This is a genomic window from Streptomyces sp. NPDC043680 (assembly GCF_056436685.1).
In genome coordinates, this window is record NZ_JBWKCE010000002.1 from 475793 (window position 1) to 491913 (window position 16121).

Consider the following 16121-nt stretch of genomic DNA (forward strand, 5'->3'; position numbering starts at 1 on the left):
TGGCGAGTTACCGGCAGGGGTCAGCCCGCCGCGGGACGCCCGGAGCCGGGTGGGGCGACTGTTGCGCGTGCGTGAACACGGCGGTCGCTGCCCGGGCCGCCGCCCGGCCGCCGGTTATCATCCGCTGTGACTGGTACGAGCACCCCCACCCGGCCCCCGCGGCGGATATTCGCCGACCTGACCCCGCTGCGCACCTCCCCCGACTACCGACGGCTGTGGATCGGCGGCACCATCTCCTGGATGGGCCAGGCGATGACCGCCCTCGCCATCTCGCTCCAGGTCTACGACATCACCGGATCCAGCTTCTCCGTCGGGCTGGTCGGACTCTTCTCGCTCGTCCCGCTCGTCGCCTTCGGGCTCTACGGCGGAGCCATCGCCGACACCGTGGACCGGCGCAAGCTCGGCCTCTACAGCTCCCTCGGCCTGACGGCCCTGTCGATCATCCTGGCCGCGGCCGCCCTGCTCGACTTCCACCGGGTCTGGCTGCTGTACGCGGTCGTCGCGCTCCAGGCGGTCTGCGGCGCCCTCAACGGGCCCGCCCGGTCCGCGATGATCCCCCGGCTGCTGCCCGCCGAACAGCTGCCCGCCGCCAACGCCCTGAACTCGGTCACCATGACCTCCGGGACGATGATCGGCCCGGTGTTCGGCGGGCTCGCCGTCGGCTGGTGGGGCTACCAGTCCGCCTACCTGATCGACGCGGTCACCTTCTGCGCCGCCCTCTACGCCATGTGGCGGCTGCCGGCCATGCTGCCCGACCGGGCGGACGGCAAGCGGGGCCGGGCCTCGGTGCTGGACGGGCTCCGCTTCCTCGGAACGCGGCCCAACATCCGGATGACCTTCTTCTCCGACATGGCCGCCATGGTGCTGGCCCAGCCGAAGGCGCTGTTCCCGGCGATCGCCGTGCTCTGGTACGGCGGTGACGCCAAGACCGTCGGCCTGCTGGTGGCCGCGCCCGCCGTGGGGGCGCTGCTGGGCGGGCTGTTCTCCGGTTGGCAGGGCCGGATCCGCCGGCACGGGCTGGCGATCCTGCTCTCGGTGGCCGCGTGGGGGCTGGCCATCGCGGTCTTCGGGCTCACCCGGAACCTGTGGCTCGGGCTGTTCTTCCTGGCCGCGGCCGGGTGCGCCGACACCATCTCCATGGTGTTCCGCTCGACGATGATGCAGGCCGCCACCCCGGACGAGATGCGCGGCCGGCTCCAGGGCGTCTTCATCGTGGTCGTCGCGGGCGGACCCCGGCTCGGCGACTTCCTCGCCGGGACCACCGCCGATCTGACCTCGCCGACCGTGGCGATCACGGGTGGCGGGCTCGGGTGCGTCCTCGTCCTGGCCCTGCTGGCCGCACGCTGGCGCGGGTTCGCCCGGTACGACGCGAGGTCGCCCCAGGCCTGACGGACGCCGCCCGCCCCGCGTCCGACCGGGCCCTGTCCGCGACGGGCCGCGGCGCTGCCGGTCAGGCGAGCCAGAGCGCCGCGCGGCGGTGGCGCGCGGGTGGGATGTCCACGTCCGCGGCCGCGACCAAGTCCAGCGGCATGCCGCGCCCGGCGTCCACGAGCCGGAGCGCCGCACGGGCCCGCGCGCGCAGCCGCTGTCGGGCGCGGCGCTCCTCCTCGGCGGCCCAGCGGGCCACCGAGGGGTCGCTCGCACGACGCGGCCAGCTGCGGATCTCGGCGAGGCGCCGCAGCGCGCGCGGCCGGGGCCGGCGGCCCGCCCTTGCCGCCTCGGCGCGGCAGCGGGCACTGAACCGCAGATCACGTACGAGCACGGTGAGGGGCACGTCGGCGGGGGCGTCGGCGGCGCGGCGCGAGCGGATGTGGTGAGCGGTACGTGACATGGCGAGCCCCGGTTTCACCGCCGGCCGGCGCCGGGAGCGCCGCCGGGGTGGACGATGCCGCGGGCCACGCCCAGGGCCACCAGGTCCTGCGGGCGGATCCGGAGTTGGTCCGCCGTCGCGGGGGCCTGGGAGGCGGGGCGCTTCAGGATTGCCGCCGCCAGTTCGGGGGCGATGACCGAGAAGTAGCTGTCCGGGGTGACCCAGGTGTTGCCTGGCGCGGCCAGGGCCAGGGCTCCACCCGAGCCGCCCTCGCCGATGAGCAGGGTGGTCACCGGGACGGAGGCCGCCGCGACTGCCGCGAAGGTGTCGGCGATGGCCGCGCCGGCGCCCGCGCGCTCCGCCGCCGCGTCGTTGGCCGCACCGGGGGTGTCCACCAGGGTGAGCACCGGGATCCCGAGCCGGTCCGCGAGGCGGATGACGCGGGCGGCCGTACGGTATCCGGCCGGGCGGGTCGCGGTGCCGCACTGGGCTGCGTACGCCACGGCCCGGCCCTCCCGCAGCCCGAATCCGCACAGCATGCCGGGGTCCCTGCCGCCCGCCCGGTCTCCGGAGAGCGGCAGGCGCAGTGCGAAGTACGCGTCCAGGTAGGCCTCGGCGCGCGGGCGGTCCGGATGGCGGGCCTGCCGTACGGCGTCCCAGCCGGTGGCCGGGGGAGCGGCGTCGGCCAGCGCCGCCGGGGGCTCGACGGGTCCGGCGGAACGAGGCGCGGCCAGGACGCCGAGCCAGTCGGCCAGGGTGGCGGGCAGCTCGGCCGCGGGGACCACGGCGTCCACGTGTCCGGCGGTGTACTGCCCTTCCGCGGTGTACGCCGCCGGGTCCGCGCCGGCCGGCCGGACCCGGGACCCGGCGAAGCCGACCTGGGCCCCGGGCAGCGCGAGCACCACGTCCGCGCCGGCGCCGAGGGTGGCCCAGCCGCCACCGGTGGTCGGATCGCGGAGCACGGCGATCTGCGGGAGTCCGGCGGCCCGGTTCAGCACGGACTGGCGGGCGACGCGCTGGAGCTGGGTCAGCGCGAGCATGCCCTCCTGCATGCGGGAACCGCCGGTGGCGATCAGCGACACCAGGGGGAGGCGGTGCGCGCGGGCGTGCCCGTACGCGGCTTCGAGCCGGTCTCCGGTGTGCTCGCCGAGGGACCCGCCGAGGAAGCCGAACTCGAAGGAGATCACGACGGCTTGCCGCCCGCCGAGGAGGGCGGTGCCGGCGACGACGGACTCCTGCTCGCCGGTCCGCTCGGCGGCGCGGGCGCGGGCGTCGTCGTAGCCGGACCAGTCGAGGGGGCCGTCGGAACCGGATTCCCTTCGCGGGACGGCGAGTTCGGTGAAGCTGCCGGGGTCGGTCACGGAGGCGATGGCCGCGCGGGCCGAGAGGCGGGTCGTCGTCACGAGACCACCCTAGGGGTGCCCGGTGGACGACGACCGGACCCGGGGGGCGGTCCGGCCCTGATCCCGACGCCTCCCGGCCACGGCCTCGGCCGCTCCTGCCTGGGGAACCGCTACTGCCAGGGCAGCGGGTAGGCGATCTTCACGGCGTAGGCGATGACCAGACCGTAGCCGAGGCGGAAGGTCCAGGCCTGCGCGGCGGCAGGGATCCTGCGGCCGGCGAAGGAGCCGAGGGCGACGAGGGCCTGCTGCCAGATGAGGGACGCGGCGGCCACGCCCGCGACGAAGGCGGTGGCGGCGGACGGGGTCTGGAGGGTGGCGGCCCTGGGCGGTGGTGAGGGCGGCGAAGTAGAGGGCGGTGGTGGGGTTCACGGCGGTGAGGGCCACGTACGTGGCGAAGGACCTGCCCGGCCGCGGGGCCGGTGGCGGTGCCGGTGCGGCGGAGGCGGGCCCCGCGGAGGGCCTCTCCGCACCGCGCCCCTTCCCGAAGCCGGAGCTCCGCCCCGGACCCCGTGCCTCCGGCGCCGCCGGGGCCGGGGCCTCGGGGGCGGGAGCCCGCCCGGATGCCGCGGCGGCCGCGGGCGCCCGGGCCGGCGGCTCTGGGGCGGGACCCGGGCTCCGTGCGTCGGCCGTCCGCGGGGGCGACGGGTCGTGGCTCCGGTCCGCGGGACGGAGGGCCGAAGGGCCGGCGGAGGACAGGCCGCGGGCCGCCAGGGCGAGGAGGACGGCCGCAGCCGTCAGGCGGATCCAGGCTTCGACCGGGGCGACGTGCGCCGCGACCCAGGGGCCCAGCGCCGTCGCCAGGGCGGCGTAGCCGACGTCGACGGCGGCGACGCCGGCCGCCGCGGCCACCGCCGTGCGGCGGTGCCGCATCGCCTCCTGGAGCAGCAGCACGCTCATCGCGCCCATCGGCATCGCCACGCCCACCCCGGCCACCGCGCCCGACAGGGCGGGGGAGAGAAGTTCGCTCATGCCGGGGAGCGTGCGGTACCGGGCCACCGGGAGGGCGGCGCTTATCGGCCCCGGCTGCGAGAATCGCGGCATGGACCGCCTCGACAGGGAAATCCTCGGCATCCTCCAGCAGGATGCGCGGATCTCGTACCGGGACCTGGGGGCCCGCGTCGGCCTCAGCGCCAACGCCACCGCCGACCGGGTCCGGCGGATGAGGCGGGACGGGGTCATCCGCGCCTTCACCGTCATCGTCGATCCCGCCGCCGACACCCGCGGGGGATTGGTGGTCTTCATCGACCTCACCCTGCGCCAGGACACCACGAACGAGGAGTTCGAACAGCGGGTCGCCGGGCTTCCGGGCATCACCGAGGTGGTGCACGTGACCGGGGAGTACGACTACCTGGTGCGGGCCCGGGCCGCCGACCCCGCCGCCCTGGACGCGCTGCTGCGCAGGCTGAAACGGGACGCCGGCGTGGCCCAGTCCAGCACCCGCATCGCCCTGCGGGCCGCCAACCGGCACGGCCAGAGCTAGCTCTGAAGCGCCGACTCCCACGTCCTCGTCGTACCGCGGGTGCCCGCCTTCGTGCGGCCGTCGTCCGTCACCGTCAGGCGGACCCGGGCCGGGGTCGCCTCCACCGACACCTCGATCGAGGTGACCTCGCTGCGCCGGTGGGCCGCGGCCAGGGCGGCCCGCAGCGCGGCGAGGAGGTCGCCCGCCACCGGCTCCGGGAGCAGGGCGTCCACCGCGCCCGTGAAGTGCACCGACGGCTGGAATCCCAGCAGGACCGCCGCACCGGCCGTCTCCCGCAGGACGCGGCCGCGGAAGGTCGTCGGGGCGTCGGACGGCGGCTGTTGGAGGGCGAAGATGGCGGTGCGGACCTCTTGGATGGTGGAGTCGAGTTCGTCCACCGCCCGGGCGAGGTCCTCGCCCACCGTGTCCCCGGCCGGCGCGGAGGCCGCCCGCTTCTTCGTGCTCTCCAGCATCATCTCCGTCGCGAACAGCCGCTGGACCACCAGGTCGTGCAGGTCCCGGGCGATCCGGTCGCGGTCCTCGTAGACCGCGAGCTGTTCCCGGTCGTGCTGCGCGTCGGCGAGGACGAGGGCCAGCGCGGCCTGGGAGGCGAACTGCGAGGCGAGCAGCCGGTCCACCGCGTCGTACGGGCGTCCGCCGCGGGGGCGCGGCAGGGCGAGGGTGCCGATCAACTGGCCGCCGCTCTGGAGGGGCAGCATCATGCTCGGGCCGAAGCGTTCCCGTACATGGGTGGTCATCCGCGGGTCCGTCGCGGAGTCCTCTATGAAGACCGGCTCGCCGCCGAGGAGTTGGTCGAGGACCGCCGAGCCGGGGGCGATCGAGGTGCCCACCAGGTCCCCCGGGTCCCCGTGCGTGGAGGCGGCCACGATCTCCATGCCGCCCTCCGGCGTCGGCTGGAGCACCACGCCTGCCGCGGCGTCCGCCAGCAGCCGGGCCCGTTCGGCCACGCACATCAGCGCGTCCGCCGCCGGGCGGCCGGCCAGCAGGGTGGTGGTGACCGCGGCGGCGCCCTCGATCCAGCGCTCCCGGCGGCGTGCCGTCTCGTACAGCCGGGCGTTGCCGATCGCTATGCCGGCCTGCGAGGCGAGGACGCGCAGCAGGGCCCGGTCCTGGTCGGTGAAGGGCCCGCCGCCCTCCTTCTCGGCGAGGTAGAGATTGCCGAACACCTCGGTGTGCACCCGGATCGGCACCCCGAGGAAGCTGCGCATCGGGGGATGGCCGGGCGGCAGTCCCGCCGCGCGGGGGTCCTTCGACAGGTCTTCCAGCATCAGCGGCCGCGGATCGCTGATGAGGGCACCGAGCAGGCCGGACCGTCCGTCGGGCAGCCGCGCGACGGCGGCGCGTTCGGCCTCGGTCATCCCCGCGGTGTAGAGACCGGTCAGCCGGACGCGCTCGGGGTCGACGACCCCGAGCGCTCCGTACCGGGCCGCGCACAGCTCGGTCGCCGAGTCCACGATGTGCTGGAGGGTGGCCTGCAGCTCCAGGTCGGAGCCGACGCTGAGCACCGCCTCCAGCAGGACCGGCAGGCCGGCCCGCCCGCCGGGCTCCCGGCCCGCGGGGGCCTGGGTCATTCGGCCAGCGGGTTGAGGACCAAAGGGGCGATCTTCCCTTCGAGCATCGCGCCGAGACCCAGCACGGCGCACACGTCCGGCCGTTCCGCGATGGCGACGGGCATGCCGGTGGCATCGCGCAGCATCTGGTCCAGGCCGGGCAGCAGGGCGCTGCCTCCCACCATCATGATGCCCCGGTCCGTCAGGTCGGCGACCAGGTCCGGCGGGCAGTCCCGCAGCACCTTGCCGATGCCGTCGAGGACGGCGGTCAGCGGAGTGTGGATGGCGTCCCGTACGGCGGCGGTGTCCACGTGGACCGAACGGGCCAGGCCGGTGGCCACGTCGCGGCCGTGGATCAGGGTGGAGGCGGGGCCTTCGGGGGTGATGCCGTTGCCGTGCAGGGCCAGCTGGAGCGGGCGCACGGCCTGGCTGGGCAGCATCAGTTCGTGCGCGTGGCGCAGGTGCTGGACGACGGCGTGGTCGATGGCCTCGCCTCCGACGGGGATCCGCTGGGCGGTGACGATGGAGCCGAGGGAGAGGACGGCGACCTGGGTGGCGGCGGCTCCGCACACCATGATCATCGTCGCGGTCGGCTGCTCCACGGGCAGGCCGCAGCCGACGGCCGCCGCGATCAGGGTGTCGACCAGTTCGACGCGGCGGGCGCCGAGCCCGACCAGCGTCTCCACGGCGGCCCGCTGGGCGAGCGGGTCGGCGTCGTGCGGGGTGCAGGCGGCGGCCCGCAGCCGGGGCTTGCGGCGCAGGGCGCGGCGCAGCTTCTCGCCGAGCAGGTGGCGCAGCATCCGCTGGGCCATCTCGATGTCCACGACGGTGCCGCCGGAGACGGGGCGGACGACCCGGATGTAGTCGGGTGTGCGGCCCGTCATCCGCTCGGCGAAGGCGCCGACGGCGATGAGTGCACCGGTCCGGGTGTTCACGGCGGCCACGCTGGGCTCGTCGACGACCAGTCCGGCGCCCTTCACGTACACGCGGGTCCTGGCGGCTCCCAGGTCGACGGCGACGTGGCAGCGGCGCAACTGCTCAAGACTGACGGTCACGGCAGATCCTCCCGAGAGCGCTGACGCAAGAAGACCGGCGGGTGCCGGCTGCATTTCATATCTTCTCGGGCGAATGGGTCATACCGCCTGCTGGGCTGCTCCGGCCGGGTGGGTCGCGCGCGGCGAGGGGTGCTGCACGGGGGTGGATTTCTGTACCGACAGGCACCACCATGCGCGCACCGCCCGCGCTACTCACGCGTAACAAGGTAAAGGGGACCCGGTGCTGACACCCCGCCAGAAACCCCTGACCCTCCTGACGCTCTGCCTGGCCCTTCTCGCCCCCCTCCCGGCACGGGCCGCCGGACAGGCGCAGCCCGCCGCCGGGCAGGAGCCGTCAGCGCGCCGCCCGGTCGTCCTCGTCCACGGCTACAACGCCGACCCCGGGGTCTGGGGAGCCCTGCGCGAGGACCTGCGCGCCGCCGACTACGCCGACTCGGAGCTCTTCTCCTGGGATTACGACACCCGCCAGTCGGTCAACGAGGTCCTGGCCGGGCAGCTCGGTGCGTACGTCGACCAGGTCCGCCGGCAGACCGGCGCCGACCGGGTCGACCTCGTCGGGCACTCCTTCGGCTCCCTCGTCGGCCGCTGGTACCTGAAGTTCGGCGGCGGGACCGCGAGCGTGGCCCACTGGGTCTCGCTGGCCGGCCCCGACCACGGCACCTCCCCGGCGTGGGCCTGTGCCCTGTGGGACCAGGCGTGCCGGGACATGACCCCCGGCTCCTACGTGGTGGGCAACCTGAACTCCGGGGACGAGACCCCGGGGACGGTGAAGTACGCGACGTTCTGGTCGAACTGCGACGAGGTGGTCAATCCGGACGCCAGCGTCCCGCTGACCGGCGCCACCAACACCCCCGTCGGCTGCCTGAAGCACAACGACCTGCTGGGGGACGACGCCACTTCGGCCGGCGTACGGACCTTCCTCGCCTCCTAGCGGGTGCCCCCTCGGTCACGCCCGGCCCTGTGGCGGACCGTCGCCTACGGGCCGCCACCCGCCGAGACCCGCTGGACCAGGCCGTACGTGAACTCCGCCACGTACGGCCGCCCCTGCGCGGTGAACGCCAGCCGCCACCGCGTCGGCGCCGTGCCCTCCATCGGGCGCACCGGGGCGAAGGCCGCAGCGACCTCGTCCACCGTGGCCGACCAGGGCGTCAGATCCTCCGGTGACCGCAGGACGGGCCCCCGCGCACCCGGCGCCCGTACGAGCCACTCGTTCCACACCGCCCCGTCCGGCGCGGCCAGCACCTCGAAGCGCAGGTCCGGCCAGAGCGGCAGCGGCCACAGCAGGGCCTCGCACTCCAGGTCGCCGATCGTCCGGGCGCAGGCCGACTCCGGCGGCCCGAGCACCGAGCGGTAGCGGGCCAGGGCCCCGCGCGAACGCGGTGAGCGGACCATCGCCTGCCAGCGCTTGTTCGCCTCCCGCTGCTCCGCGAGGGAGGCTCCGAGCCGCCGCCGGGCCTCGTCGGCGAGCTCCGGCTGGAAGTCCGCCATCCGGCGCAGGAGGACCAGTTGGAAGGAGGTCCGTCCGAACGGTCCGAGGGGCGCGGGTGGGGTCATGGGGCCCACGATTCCACACAGGACCTTTACGAACCCGCGATACGGATGTTGCGGGGCACCGCGTAGCGTGCAGCACGCCATGGACTACTGCCACGCCTGCCGAAGGCACCTCAACGGCGCACTGGCGTGCGCCGGATGCGGGACCCCGGCCGAGTACCTGCCGCCCGCCGCACCCGTTGCCGCGAGTGTGCCGGGCGTGCCCGACGCGTCCGGCTTCCCGCCCCCGTCCGTACCCGGCCCCGCCCGTGGGGGGTTCGAGGACCCGTTCGCGGACTCGCTCGTCGTGCTGTCCGGGAGGCACCAGGGCCGCGCCGGTTCGCGGCGCCGCGCCACGCACCGCCGGCGTCGGCGGACCGCCGTGCTGATCGGGACCGGACTGGCGCTCGCGGTCGGCGGCTCGGTGGTGCTGGCCCGGATCGTGACCGAGGGCGAGCGCACCGACCGGGCGGCGCAGGTGGTGCTGACCGACGGGAACGGGCCGCAGGAGCCGGCGCCGCTGCCGAGCCGCACGGGGGCTCCCGCCGCGCCGTCGGCGCTGAAGCCGGTGAAGTCCGCGGGAGCCGCGAAGGCCACCGCGGGGGCCACGCAGTCCGCCGGGGCCGAGGTGTCCGCCGCCGGGACGGCGCAGCCGGGGCCCGGGGTGTCGCCCTCCGCTTCGGGGAAGGCGGTGCCGTCGGCCAGTGCCTCCGGGGCGGGGCCGTCCGTAAAGCCGGGTCAGCCGGGGCAGCCCACGCCCACCGGCTCGGGGACGGCGAATCCGCCGCCGAATCCGGCGCCGAGTCCGACGCCGAAGCCGACGAAGACCGGCTGCTGGTTCATCTTCTTCTGCTGACTCCGTCTGCTGCTTTTTCGGCTGGTTCCGCTGCCGCCGGGCTCCGGCTCAGCCCAGCATGCGCCGGAGCAGGTCCCGCAAGGCGGTGCGCTCCTGCGTCGAGAGCCCGGCCAGCGGCTCCCGCGCGAAGTCCAGCGACTCGCGCAGGCGGTCCGCCGTCTGGAGGCCCTCCTCGGTGGGGGCGGCCAGCTTGACCCGGCGGTCGACGGGGTCCGGCCGGCGCTCGACCAGGCCGCGGGTCTCCAGCCGGTCCACGATGCCGGTGATGTTGGAGGGCTCGCACTTCAGCTTCTGAGCGATGCGGCGCATGGCCATCGGCTCCAGGGAGAGCAGGTTCAGCACCCTGGCCTGGGCGCCCGTGAGCTGGTGGCTGGCCGCCGCGTGCTCGTACTCCTGGTGGTAGCGGGCCACGACGTCGCCGATGAGCTCGACGACCTCAAGGGTCAAGGGATCCACATGACGACTGGGCATGGGAACCAGCGTACCCATTTACTTGACAACATGAAATATCCAGGAGCATGGTTGTTTCACGTTCTGAAGTAATCTTCGATGCATCCGGGAGCCCCCATGTCCGAGATCCCCGCCGTCAGCCGCGAATGGCACCTCGTCCGCCGTCCGCAGGGCTGGCCCGTCGCCGAGGACTTCGCCCTGCGTGAGGCGCCGGTCACCGCCCCCGCCCCCGGCCGGATCCTCGTACGCAACCTGCACATGTCCGTGGACCCCTACATGCGCGGCCGGATGAACGACGTGAAGTCGTACATTCCCCCCTTCCAGCTGGACCGGCCCATGGACGGCGGCGCCGTCGGCGAGATCGTGGCCTCCGCGGCCGAGGGCTTCGAGGTCGGCGACCACGTACTGCACGGCCTCGGCTGGCGCGAGTACGCCGACGTGGAGGCCAAGCACGCCACCAAGGTCGATGCCTCGCTCGCCCCGCTCTCCGCCTACCTCGGCGTCCTCGGCATGCCGGGCCTGACCGCCTATGCCGGTCTCTTCGAGGTCGCCTCCTTCAAGGAGGGCGACTCCGTCTTCGTCTCCGGCGCGGCCGGTGCCGTCGGCGGCCTCGTCGGCCAGTTCGCGAAGATCAAGGGCGCCTCCCGCGTGATCGGCTCGGCCGGCTCGGACGAGAAGGTGACGCTCCTCACGGAGAAGTACGGCTTCGACGCCGCCTTCAACTACAAGAACGGCCCCGTCGGCGAGCAGCTCAAGGGCGCCGCCCCCGAGGGCATCGACGTCTACTTCGACAATGTCGGCGGCGACCACCTGGAGGCCGCGATCTCCTCCATGAAGGTGGGCGGCCGGGCCACCCTGTGCGGCGCGATCGCCCACTACAACGACACCGAGGCCGCCCCGGGCCCGCGCAACCTGATCCAGGTCATCGGCAAGCGGCTGCGCCTGCAGGGCATCCTCGTCAACGACCACGCCGGACTCCAGCAGCAGTTCGTCCAGGACGTGGCCGGCTGGCTGCGCTCCGGGCAGCTCGTGGCCGACGAAACGGTCGTCGAGGGCGTCGAGAACGCCACCGGGGCCTTCCTCGGCATGCTGCGCGGCGAGAACACCGGAAAGATGATCGTTTCCTTCACCCGTTAGGCTCACTGCACACCGTCGTGACCGTGGGCGCGAGTCGCGGCGATTACCAGGAGGATCTTCTTACATGTCCATCCAGCAGTCCGACGTCGTCTACACCGCTGTCGCCACCGCCGAGAACGGCCGCGACGGCCGTGTGGCCACCAACGACGGCCAGCTCGACGTGGTCGTGAACCCGCCGAAGGAGCTCGGCGGCAGCGGCGCCGGCACCAACCCGGAGCAGCTGTTCGCCGCCGGTTACAGCGCCTGCTTCCAGGGCGCGCTCGGTGTCGTCGCCCGCAACGAGAACGCCGACATCTCCGGCTCCACGGTCACCGCCGAGGTCGGCATCGGCAAGAACGACGACGGCTTCGGCATCATCGTCAAGATCTCCGCCGTGATCCCGAACGTGGACGCCGCCACCGCCAAGGACCTGATCGCGAAGGCCCACGAGGTCTGCCCGTACTCCAAGGCCACCCGCGGCAACATCACGGTCGAGCTCGCCGTCTGATCCGGCCGCTCGCGCCTGACGGAGGCCGCACCCCGACACCGGGGTGCGGCCTTTGCCGTGCGCCGTTCTAAGCTGGGCCCATGCGTGATCTTGCGGGGGGATTCGGCCATCTGCTGGCCGGACAGCGTTGGGTGTTCCGCCACGGCCGGTGGCTGGGCTTCGGACTGCTGCCGGGGCTCGTGTCGCTGGTGCTGTACGCCGGCGCGCTGATCGGGCTCGGCTACGGCGCCGACGACCTGACGGCCTGGGCCACGCCGTTCGCCGACGACTGGTCCTCGCCCTGGATCGGACTGCTGCGCGGCTTCCTGACCGCCCTGGTCTTCTGCCTCGGGCTGTTCCTCGCGGTGATCACCTTCACCGCCGTGACCCTGCTCATCGGCCAGCCCTTCTACGAGTCCCTCTCGGAGCAGGTCGACCGCGGCGAGGGCGGCGAGGTCCCCGAGTCCGGGCTCTCCCTGGGACGGGAGCTGTGGATCTCCGCCCGGGACAGCGTGCGGGTGCTCGTCCGCGTGCTCTGCTACGGGATCCTGCTCTTCGCGCTCGGCTTCGTCCCGGTGATCGGGCAGACCGTGATCCCGGTGATCGGCTTCTGCGTCTCCGGCTACTTCCTCACCGAGGAGCTCACCGCCGTCGCGCTGCAGCGGCGCCGCGTGGAACTGCGCGAGCGGCTCGGCATGCTGCGGGCGCGGCGGATGATGGCGCTCGGGTTCGGCGTGCCACTTGTGCTGGCGTTCCTGGTGCCGCTGGTGGCGGTGTTCCTGATGCCGGGCGCGGTGGCCGGGGCCACGCTGATGGCCCGGGAGCTGGCGGGGGAGGACGAGCCCGAAGCCGCCGAGGGCGGCCAGGGGCGGGCCGCCGGGGGCCCGGGAGCCGGGGCCGGCGCCGGTGAGCAGGCCGGGGCCGGCGGTTTCGGACCGCCGCCGCCCGCGTACTCGTAGGGCCGCCGAGGCTCCTCAGGCCCGGGGCTGGACCCAGAGCGCCTCGGCCAGCGCGCAGAGGTCGCCGGCGGCCGTGGCCAGGGCCGTGCCGGCGCGGTACTTGCGCCCTTCGGAGCCGAGCAGCCAGGAGTACGAGACGAGCCCCTCGCCCACCGGCACCGGCCGCAGCAGCTTCGCGGTCAGCGAGGCGGTGACGGCACCGGCCCGGCGGTCGTCGAGGAGGCGGCCCGCCGCATTGCCCGGGCAGTCCAGCGCGCCCCACACCAGCTCGGGCGGCAGCAGTCCGTCCGCGCCGGCGAGGTCCGGCGCCGGGGTCCAGGCGGCGGCGACCAGGTCACGGCCGGGCACCCGGCCGCAGTGCAGCCGCAGACCGGTCGCCGGAGTGCGGTGCAGCCCGCACCCGAAGCAGTCGACCAGCCCGTCCGGCGGCGCCGCCCGGTAGTCCTCGGCGGCCGCCGAGGCCTGGTCCCAGGAAGGGGGCTCGGGGACGTCGACGGCCGGCTCGGCCGGACTCGCGGCGGCCAGCAGCTCCTCGCCGCCGGTCAGTTCGGCGCCCCCGTCGGCGCGAGGGGAGAGCCGGACCGGCGTGCCGGTGGGCACCGGCCGCCGGAAGTCCACCCGCACGGATGCGGCGGCCGACCGCCCGGCCAGCACCCCGGCCACATAGCCGCCGAAGGCCACCCCCGGATATCCGCACAGCGGGGCGGCAACCGTGATCGTCTCGAAGTCGGTCATGCCCGCCACCTCATCACACCTGCCGGCCGGCCAGCGAGGCCCGGCAACCATTGCGTCCGCCCGTTCGTCCTCCATCCTGGACGTCCTGTCGTCTGTCGTCCCGTCGTCCCGTCGCCTGGGCGTGCCGGACATGCGGGGCGTTGCGACGTGCTGGACGCGCTGGACGTGCTGGACTGTGCGTACCGCGCCGGGCCTGGGAGGTGGCCGGATGGCCGAACAACCGTGGGGACAGCACCACCCCGTGCACCCGCAGCAGTCGTACGGGCAGCCCTGGCGGCCCACACCGGCGCCCCTGCCGGGTCCGCAGTCCGCGATGCGCGCCTCGCACACCGACCGCGACCGGGCGGTGGACGTCCTCAAGGCCGGCTACGCCGAAGGCCGGCTCTCCCGCGAGGAGTACGAGCAGCGCTTCGACGCGGTGCACCGGGCCCGGACGTACGGCGAGCTGGGGCAGCTGCTCGCGGACCTGCCGGCCGGACCGATGGTGGTCCCCTTCGCCGCCGCCGCACCGGCGCCGCCACCGGTCTTCGCCCCGATGCCGATGCCGCCGCGGCGGGTGAACGGGATGGCGATCGCCTCGCTGGTGCTGGGCGTGCTGACCCTGCCCACGCTGGGTGCCGCCGGCCTGGGCGCCGTGATCACCGGTCACATCGCCAAGGCGCAGATCCGCGCGCGCGGCGAGGAGGGCGGCGGTCCGGCCACGGTCGGCCTGGCCCTCGGCTGGCTGTCGCTGGGCGGCTGGGCCCTGCTCTTCCTGCTCGCCGTGGTCGGCGCCCTCGACTGAGCGGGCGTGCCCCGCCCGACGAGCGGGCCCGCGCATCGGCCGTCCGTGCGGGAGGTCCGTGCGGGCCGTCGTGCGGGCCGCCTTCCGGACCCCGGTGCCGTCCCGCGGTGGCCCGATAGTATGCGTGGCAGCAAGAGCCAGGCTGTCCCATGCGGCCCCGGAGCCGGGCAGTGGCTTGCCGAGCAACGATGACCGGCCGCTGTGCCGTGCACCGACCAGCAGTAGGGACCGTCCGTGACAGTCAGTACCGAGGGGGCGGCGCCCGTGCGCCCCGATGCCCCGACCAGGGAGGCCGAGCGGCCCCGGCCGCCGTCGGCCTCCGGCCTGCGGCGCGCCCTGCGCTCCCGTGGCGCGCTCCTGCTCCTGGAAGCCGTCGTGGCCTTCGCCGCCGCGCTCGCGCTCCCCCTCCTGGCCCGCGGCTTCAAGCTCAACCCGCTGAACCGGATCGCCCAGGTCAGCGGCCTGGCCGCGATCCAGCTGCGGTTCGTGCTGCTCGGTCTGCTGTGCGTCGCCGCCGTGATGCTGGCGATGCGGCTGCGCGGCGGCCGCCACTTCGACCTGACCGCCCGGATCGCCGCCGCGGCCATCGCGGGCCTGGCCGGCGGCTTCGTCGCGGCGGGTGCGGTGGTGTCGCTGCTGGGCACGCCGTGGCCGATGTTCGGCCTCAACGGCGACAGCGGCCGGATCGTCGAGTGGGCGCACGCCGTCGCCAACGGCATGCCCTCGGGCTCGCCGGTCTATCCGCCGGCGCCCCTCTACACCCTGGGCTACTACGCCGAGTGGTTCCACGGCGGCAACACCGCCTATGCCTTCAAGGACCTGCAGATCCTCGGCGCCGCCGCGTTCGGGCCGCTCGTCTACCTGGCCTGGCGGATGCTGCTCAGCCCGGTGCGGGCGCTCGCCTTCGGGGTCGTGCCGGCGTTCGCGCTGATCGACGCGTACAAGCCGTACAGCCAGACGGTGCTCGCCCTGCTGGTGCCGGTGCTGGTGGCGATGGTGGTGGCGCTGCGGCGCAGCGGCAGTGAGAGCCGGCGCAGGCTGCTGCTGACCGGCGCCGGGTTCGGCGTGCTCTTGGGCGTGCTGTTCCTGACGTACTCGGGCTGGTTCCTGTGGAGCGCGGCCGGGGTGTTCTTCGCGGCGCTGCTGTACTTCCCGTGGCGGACCGGTCCGCTCAAGGGCGCCGCCTTCATGGGTGCGGCACTGGCGGCCTTCCTCGTGGTGGCCGGGCGCTACCTGATGGTGATGCTGAGCGAGGGCCAGACCACCAAGGACTACAACTTCCGCTTCGACAACTTCACCGACCCCGCCTACTACCTGATGTGGCGCACCGACATGCCGGGCAAGGTGGGCGACTGGCCGCCGCCGGGCGAGTTCGGCGGGGTCGGGCTGTTCGCCCTGGTGACCTTCGTCGGTCTGGGCGTCGCGATCTGGCTGGGCATCCGCAAGCCGCTGGTCGTCACCATCGCCGCCATGTTCGTCAGCGCGTGGGTGATGCGGATGTACATCGCCTCCCACATGTACGAGACGCAGACGGTCCAGCTCTACACCCGCACCAACAACCAGCTGCTCTACTGCGGCCTGATCCTGTGCGCCCTGGTCGCCCACCTCGTCTCGCTGCGGCTGGCGCAGCGGCGTACGAGCGGGGGCGGGGGCGCGTCCGCCGCCTTCCCGGGCCGTGAGGGCGCGGTGATCGGGGCCCTGTGCGCGCTCCTGCTGCTGCTCGGCACGGCCGCGTCGTCGATGTCCGACCGGTACATGCCGGCCCAGGACGGCACGTACCGGATCCTGCCCTACGTCTCGCACACCGTGCGCAAGCAGGACGGCAGCTGCCCGAAGTTCGCACCGCACGGCGTCTGCTCCAAGGACGGCGACCAGAGCTGGCTGAGCTACATCCGATGAGCCGAGG

The 16121-nt window shown here is 74.3% G+C and carries 17 protein-coding genes; 9 read left to right on the plus strand and 8 right to left on the minus strand.

Annotated elements, in window-relative coordinates; all coding sequences use genetic code 11:
- The first annotated feature begins 126 nt into the window (after positions 1-126).
- On the plus strand, positions 127-1389 hold the full coding sequence (locus AC0666_RS05515; protein WP_468967760.1) for an MFS transporter: 1263 nt from the start codon (positions 127-129) through the stop codon (positions 1387-1389).
- Positions 1390-1450: 61 nt separating this feature from the next.
- Here AC0666_RS05515 and AC0666_RS05520 read toward each other — a convergent pair whose 3' ends face one another.
- From AC0666_RS05520 to AC0666_RS05530, 3 genes are all read right to left on the minus strand, one after another.
- The gene (locus AC0666_RS05520) at positions 1451-1831 is read right to left on the minus strand and encodes a hypothetical protein (RefSeq protein WP_468584501.1); all 381 of its coding nucleotides are present in this window, start codon (positions 1829-1831) and stop codon (positions 1451-1453) included.
- A 14-nt stretch (positions 1832-1845) separates the two neighbouring features.
- Positions 1846-3213 carry a carboxyl transferase domain-containing protein gene (locus tag AC0666_RS05525; protein WP_478707136.1) on the minus strand — a complete coding sequence of 456 codons (1368 nt, stop codon included), beginning with the start codon at positions 3211-3213 and terminating at the stop codon, positions 1846-1848.
- Between the two features lie 110 nt (positions 3214-3323).
- Complete coding sequence (locus AC0666_RS05530; protein WP_478707137.1) at positions 3324-3485, minus strand: hypothetical protein; 162 nt, start codon at positions 3483-3485, stop codon at positions 3324-3326.
- Between the two features lie 767 nt (positions 3486-4252).
- Between AC0666_RS05530 and AC0666_RS05535 the strand changes: the two genes are divergently transcribed.
- Positions 4253-4693, plus strand: coding sequence for an Lrp/AsnC family transcriptional regulator (locus tag AC0666_RS05535; protein WP_468584495.1), 441 nt, complete (start codon positions 4253-4255; stop codon positions 4691-4693).
- On the opposite strand, the gene AC0666_RS05540 is transcribed toward AC0666_RS05535, so the two are convergent.
- Both AC0666_RS05540 and AC0666_RS05545 read right to left on the minus strand, forming a co-directional pair.
- Positions 4690-6264 (minus strand): GAF domain-containing protein, encoded by a 1575-nt coding sequence (locus AC0666_RS05540; RefSeq protein WP_468967752.1) that lies wholly within the window; start codon positions 6262-6264, stop codon positions 4690-4692. The two genes, AC0666_RS05535 and AC0666_RS05540, sit on opposite strands and share 4 nt — an antisense overlap.
- Positions 6261-7298: a rod shape-determining protein gene (locus tag AC0666_RS05545; protein ID WP_468967749.1), complete on the minus strand. Its 1038-nt coding sequence runs from the start codon at positions 7296-7298 to the stop codon at positions 6261-6263. Before AC0666_RS05545 ends, AC0666_RS05540 begins: the two co-directional genes overlap by 4 nt.
- Before the next feature lie 220 nt (positions 7299-7518).
- On the opposite strand from AC0666_RS05545, the gene AC0666_RS05550 reads away from it, so the two are divergent.
- A complete protein-coding gene (locus AC0666_RS05550; protein WP_478707138.1) occupies positions 7519-8229 on the plus strand; it encodes an esterase/lipase family protein in 711 nt (236 codons plus the stop codon).
- A gap of 44 nt (positions 8230-8273) precedes the next feature.
- Here the strand turns inward: AC0666_RS05550 and AC0666_RS05555 are convergent, their stop codons facing one another.
- Positions 8274-8852 carry a hypothetical protein gene (locus AC0666_RS05555; RefSeq protein ID WP_468967743.1) on the minus strand — a complete coding sequence of 193 codons (579 nt, stop codon included), beginning with the start codon at positions 8850-8852 and terminating at the stop codon, positions 8274-8276.
- Between the two features lie 79 nt (positions 8853-8931).
- Between AC0666_RS05555 and AC0666_RS05560 the strand changes: the two genes are divergently transcribed.
- A complete protein-coding gene (locus tag AC0666_RS05560) occupies positions 8932-9684 on the plus strand; it encodes an SCO2400 family protein (RefSeq protein ID WP_478707139.1) in 753 nt (250 codons plus the stop codon).
- Positions 9685-9732: 48 nt separating this feature from the next.
- On the opposite strand, the gene AC0666_RS05565 is transcribed toward AC0666_RS05560, so the two are convergent.
- Positions 9733-10155: a MarR family winged helix-turn-helix transcriptional regulator gene (locus AC0666_RS05565; protein WP_468584488.1), complete on the minus strand. Its 423-nt coding sequence runs from the start codon at positions 10153-10155 to the stop codon at positions 9733-9735.
- A 96-nt stretch (positions 10156-10251) separates the two neighbouring features.
- Here AC0666_RS05565 and AC0666_RS05570 point away from each other — a divergent pair, with 96 nt between their 5' ends.
- The 3 genes from AC0666_RS05570 to AC0666_RS05580 all read left to right on the plus strand — a co-directional run bounded on the left by AC0666_RS05570 (position 10252) and on the right by AC0666_RS05580 (position 12696).
- Complete coding sequence (locus tag AC0666_RS05570) at positions 10252-11271, plus strand: NADP-dependent oxidoreductase (RefSeq protein WP_361713846.1); 1020 nt, start codon at positions 10252-10254, stop codon at positions 11269-11271.
- 64 nt (positions 11272-11335) lie between these two features.
- Positions 11336-11758: an organic hydroperoxide resistance protein gene (locus tag AC0666_RS05575; RefSeq protein WP_468584487.1), complete on the plus strand. Its 423-nt coding sequence runs from the start codon at positions 11336-11338 to the stop codon at positions 11756-11758.
- An 80-nt stretch (positions 11759-11838) separates the two neighbouring features.
- The gene (locus AC0666_RS05580; protein WP_468967735.1) at positions 11839-12696 is read left to right on the plus strand and encodes an EI24 domain-containing protein; all 858 of its coding nucleotides are present in this window, start codon (positions 11839-11841) and stop codon (positions 12694-12696) included.
- A 15-nt stretch (positions 12697-12711) separates the two neighbouring features.
- Here the strand turns inward: AC0666_RS05580 and AC0666_RS05585 are convergent, their stop codons facing one another.
- Positions 12712-13431, minus strand: coding sequence for a hypothetical protein (locus tag AC0666_RS05585; protein WP_468967732.1), 720 nt, complete (start codon positions 13429-13431; stop codon positions 12712-12714).
- A gap of 208 nt (positions 13432-13639) precedes the next feature.
- Here AC0666_RS05585 and AC0666_RS05590 point away from each other — a divergent pair, with 208 nt between their 5' ends.
- Positions 13640-14215: a DUF1707 and DUF4190 domain-containing protein gene (locus AC0666_RS05590; RefSeq protein WP_468967729.1), complete on the plus strand. Its 576-nt coding sequence runs from the start codon at positions 13640-13642 to the stop codon at positions 14213-14215.
- Between the two features lie 234 nt (positions 14216-14449).
- Positions 14450-16114, plus strand: coding sequence for a hypothetical protein (locus AC0666_RS05595; protein ID WP_468967726.1), 1665 nt, complete (start codon positions 14450-14452; stop codon positions 16112-16114).
- The last annotated feature ends 7 nt before the right edge of the window (positions 16115-16121 follow it).

Excerpts from the sequence above, each read along its gene's own strand:
- AC0666_RS05580 (WP_468967735.1), top strand. The coding sequence starts at position 11,839 with ATGCGTGATCTTGCGGGGGGATTCGGCCATCTGCTGGCCGGACAGCGT.
- AC0666_RS05520 (WP_468584501.1), bottom strand. The coding sequence starts at position 1,831 with ATGTCACGTACCGCTCACCACATCCGCTCGCGCCGCGCCGCCGACGCC.
- AC0666_RS05535 (WP_468584495.1), top strand. The coding sequence starts at position 4,253 with ATGGACCGCCTCGACAGGGAAATCCTCGGCATCCTCCAGCAGGATGCG.
- AC0666_RS05555 (WP_468967743.1), bottom strand. The coding sequence starts at position 8,852 with ATGACCCCACCCGCGCCCCTCGGACCGTTCGGACGGACCTCCTTCCAA.
- AC0666_RS05565 (WP_468584488.1), bottom strand. The coding sequence starts at position 10,155 with ATGCCCAGTCGTCATGTGGATCCCTTGACCCTTGAGGTCGTCGAGCTC.
- AC0666_RS05570 (WP_361713846.1), top strand. The coding sequence starts at position 10,252 with ATGTCCGAGATCCCCGCCGTCAGCCGCGAATGGCACCTCGTCCGCCGT.
- AC0666_RS05575 (WP_468584487.1), top strand. The coding sequence starts at position 11,336 with ATGTCCATCCAGCAGTCCGACGTCGTCTACACCGCTGTCGCCACCGCC.
- AC0666_RS05585 (WP_468967732.1), bottom strand. The coding sequence starts at position 13,431 with ATGACCGACTTCGAGACGATCACGGTTGCCGCCCCGCTGTGCGGATAT.
- AC0666_RS05560 (WP_478707139.1), top strand. The coding sequence starts at position 8,932 with ATGGACTACTGCCACGCCTGCCGAAGGCACCTCAACGGCGCACTGGCG.
- AC0666_RS05590 (WP_468967729.1), top strand. The coding sequence starts at position 13,640 with ATGGCCGAACAACCGTGGGGACAGCACCACCCCGTGCACCCGCAGCAG.
- AC0666_RS05540 (WP_468967752.1), bottom strand. The coding sequence starts at position 6,264 with ATGACCCAGGCCCCCGCGGGCCGGGAGCCCGGCGGGCGGGCCGGCCTG.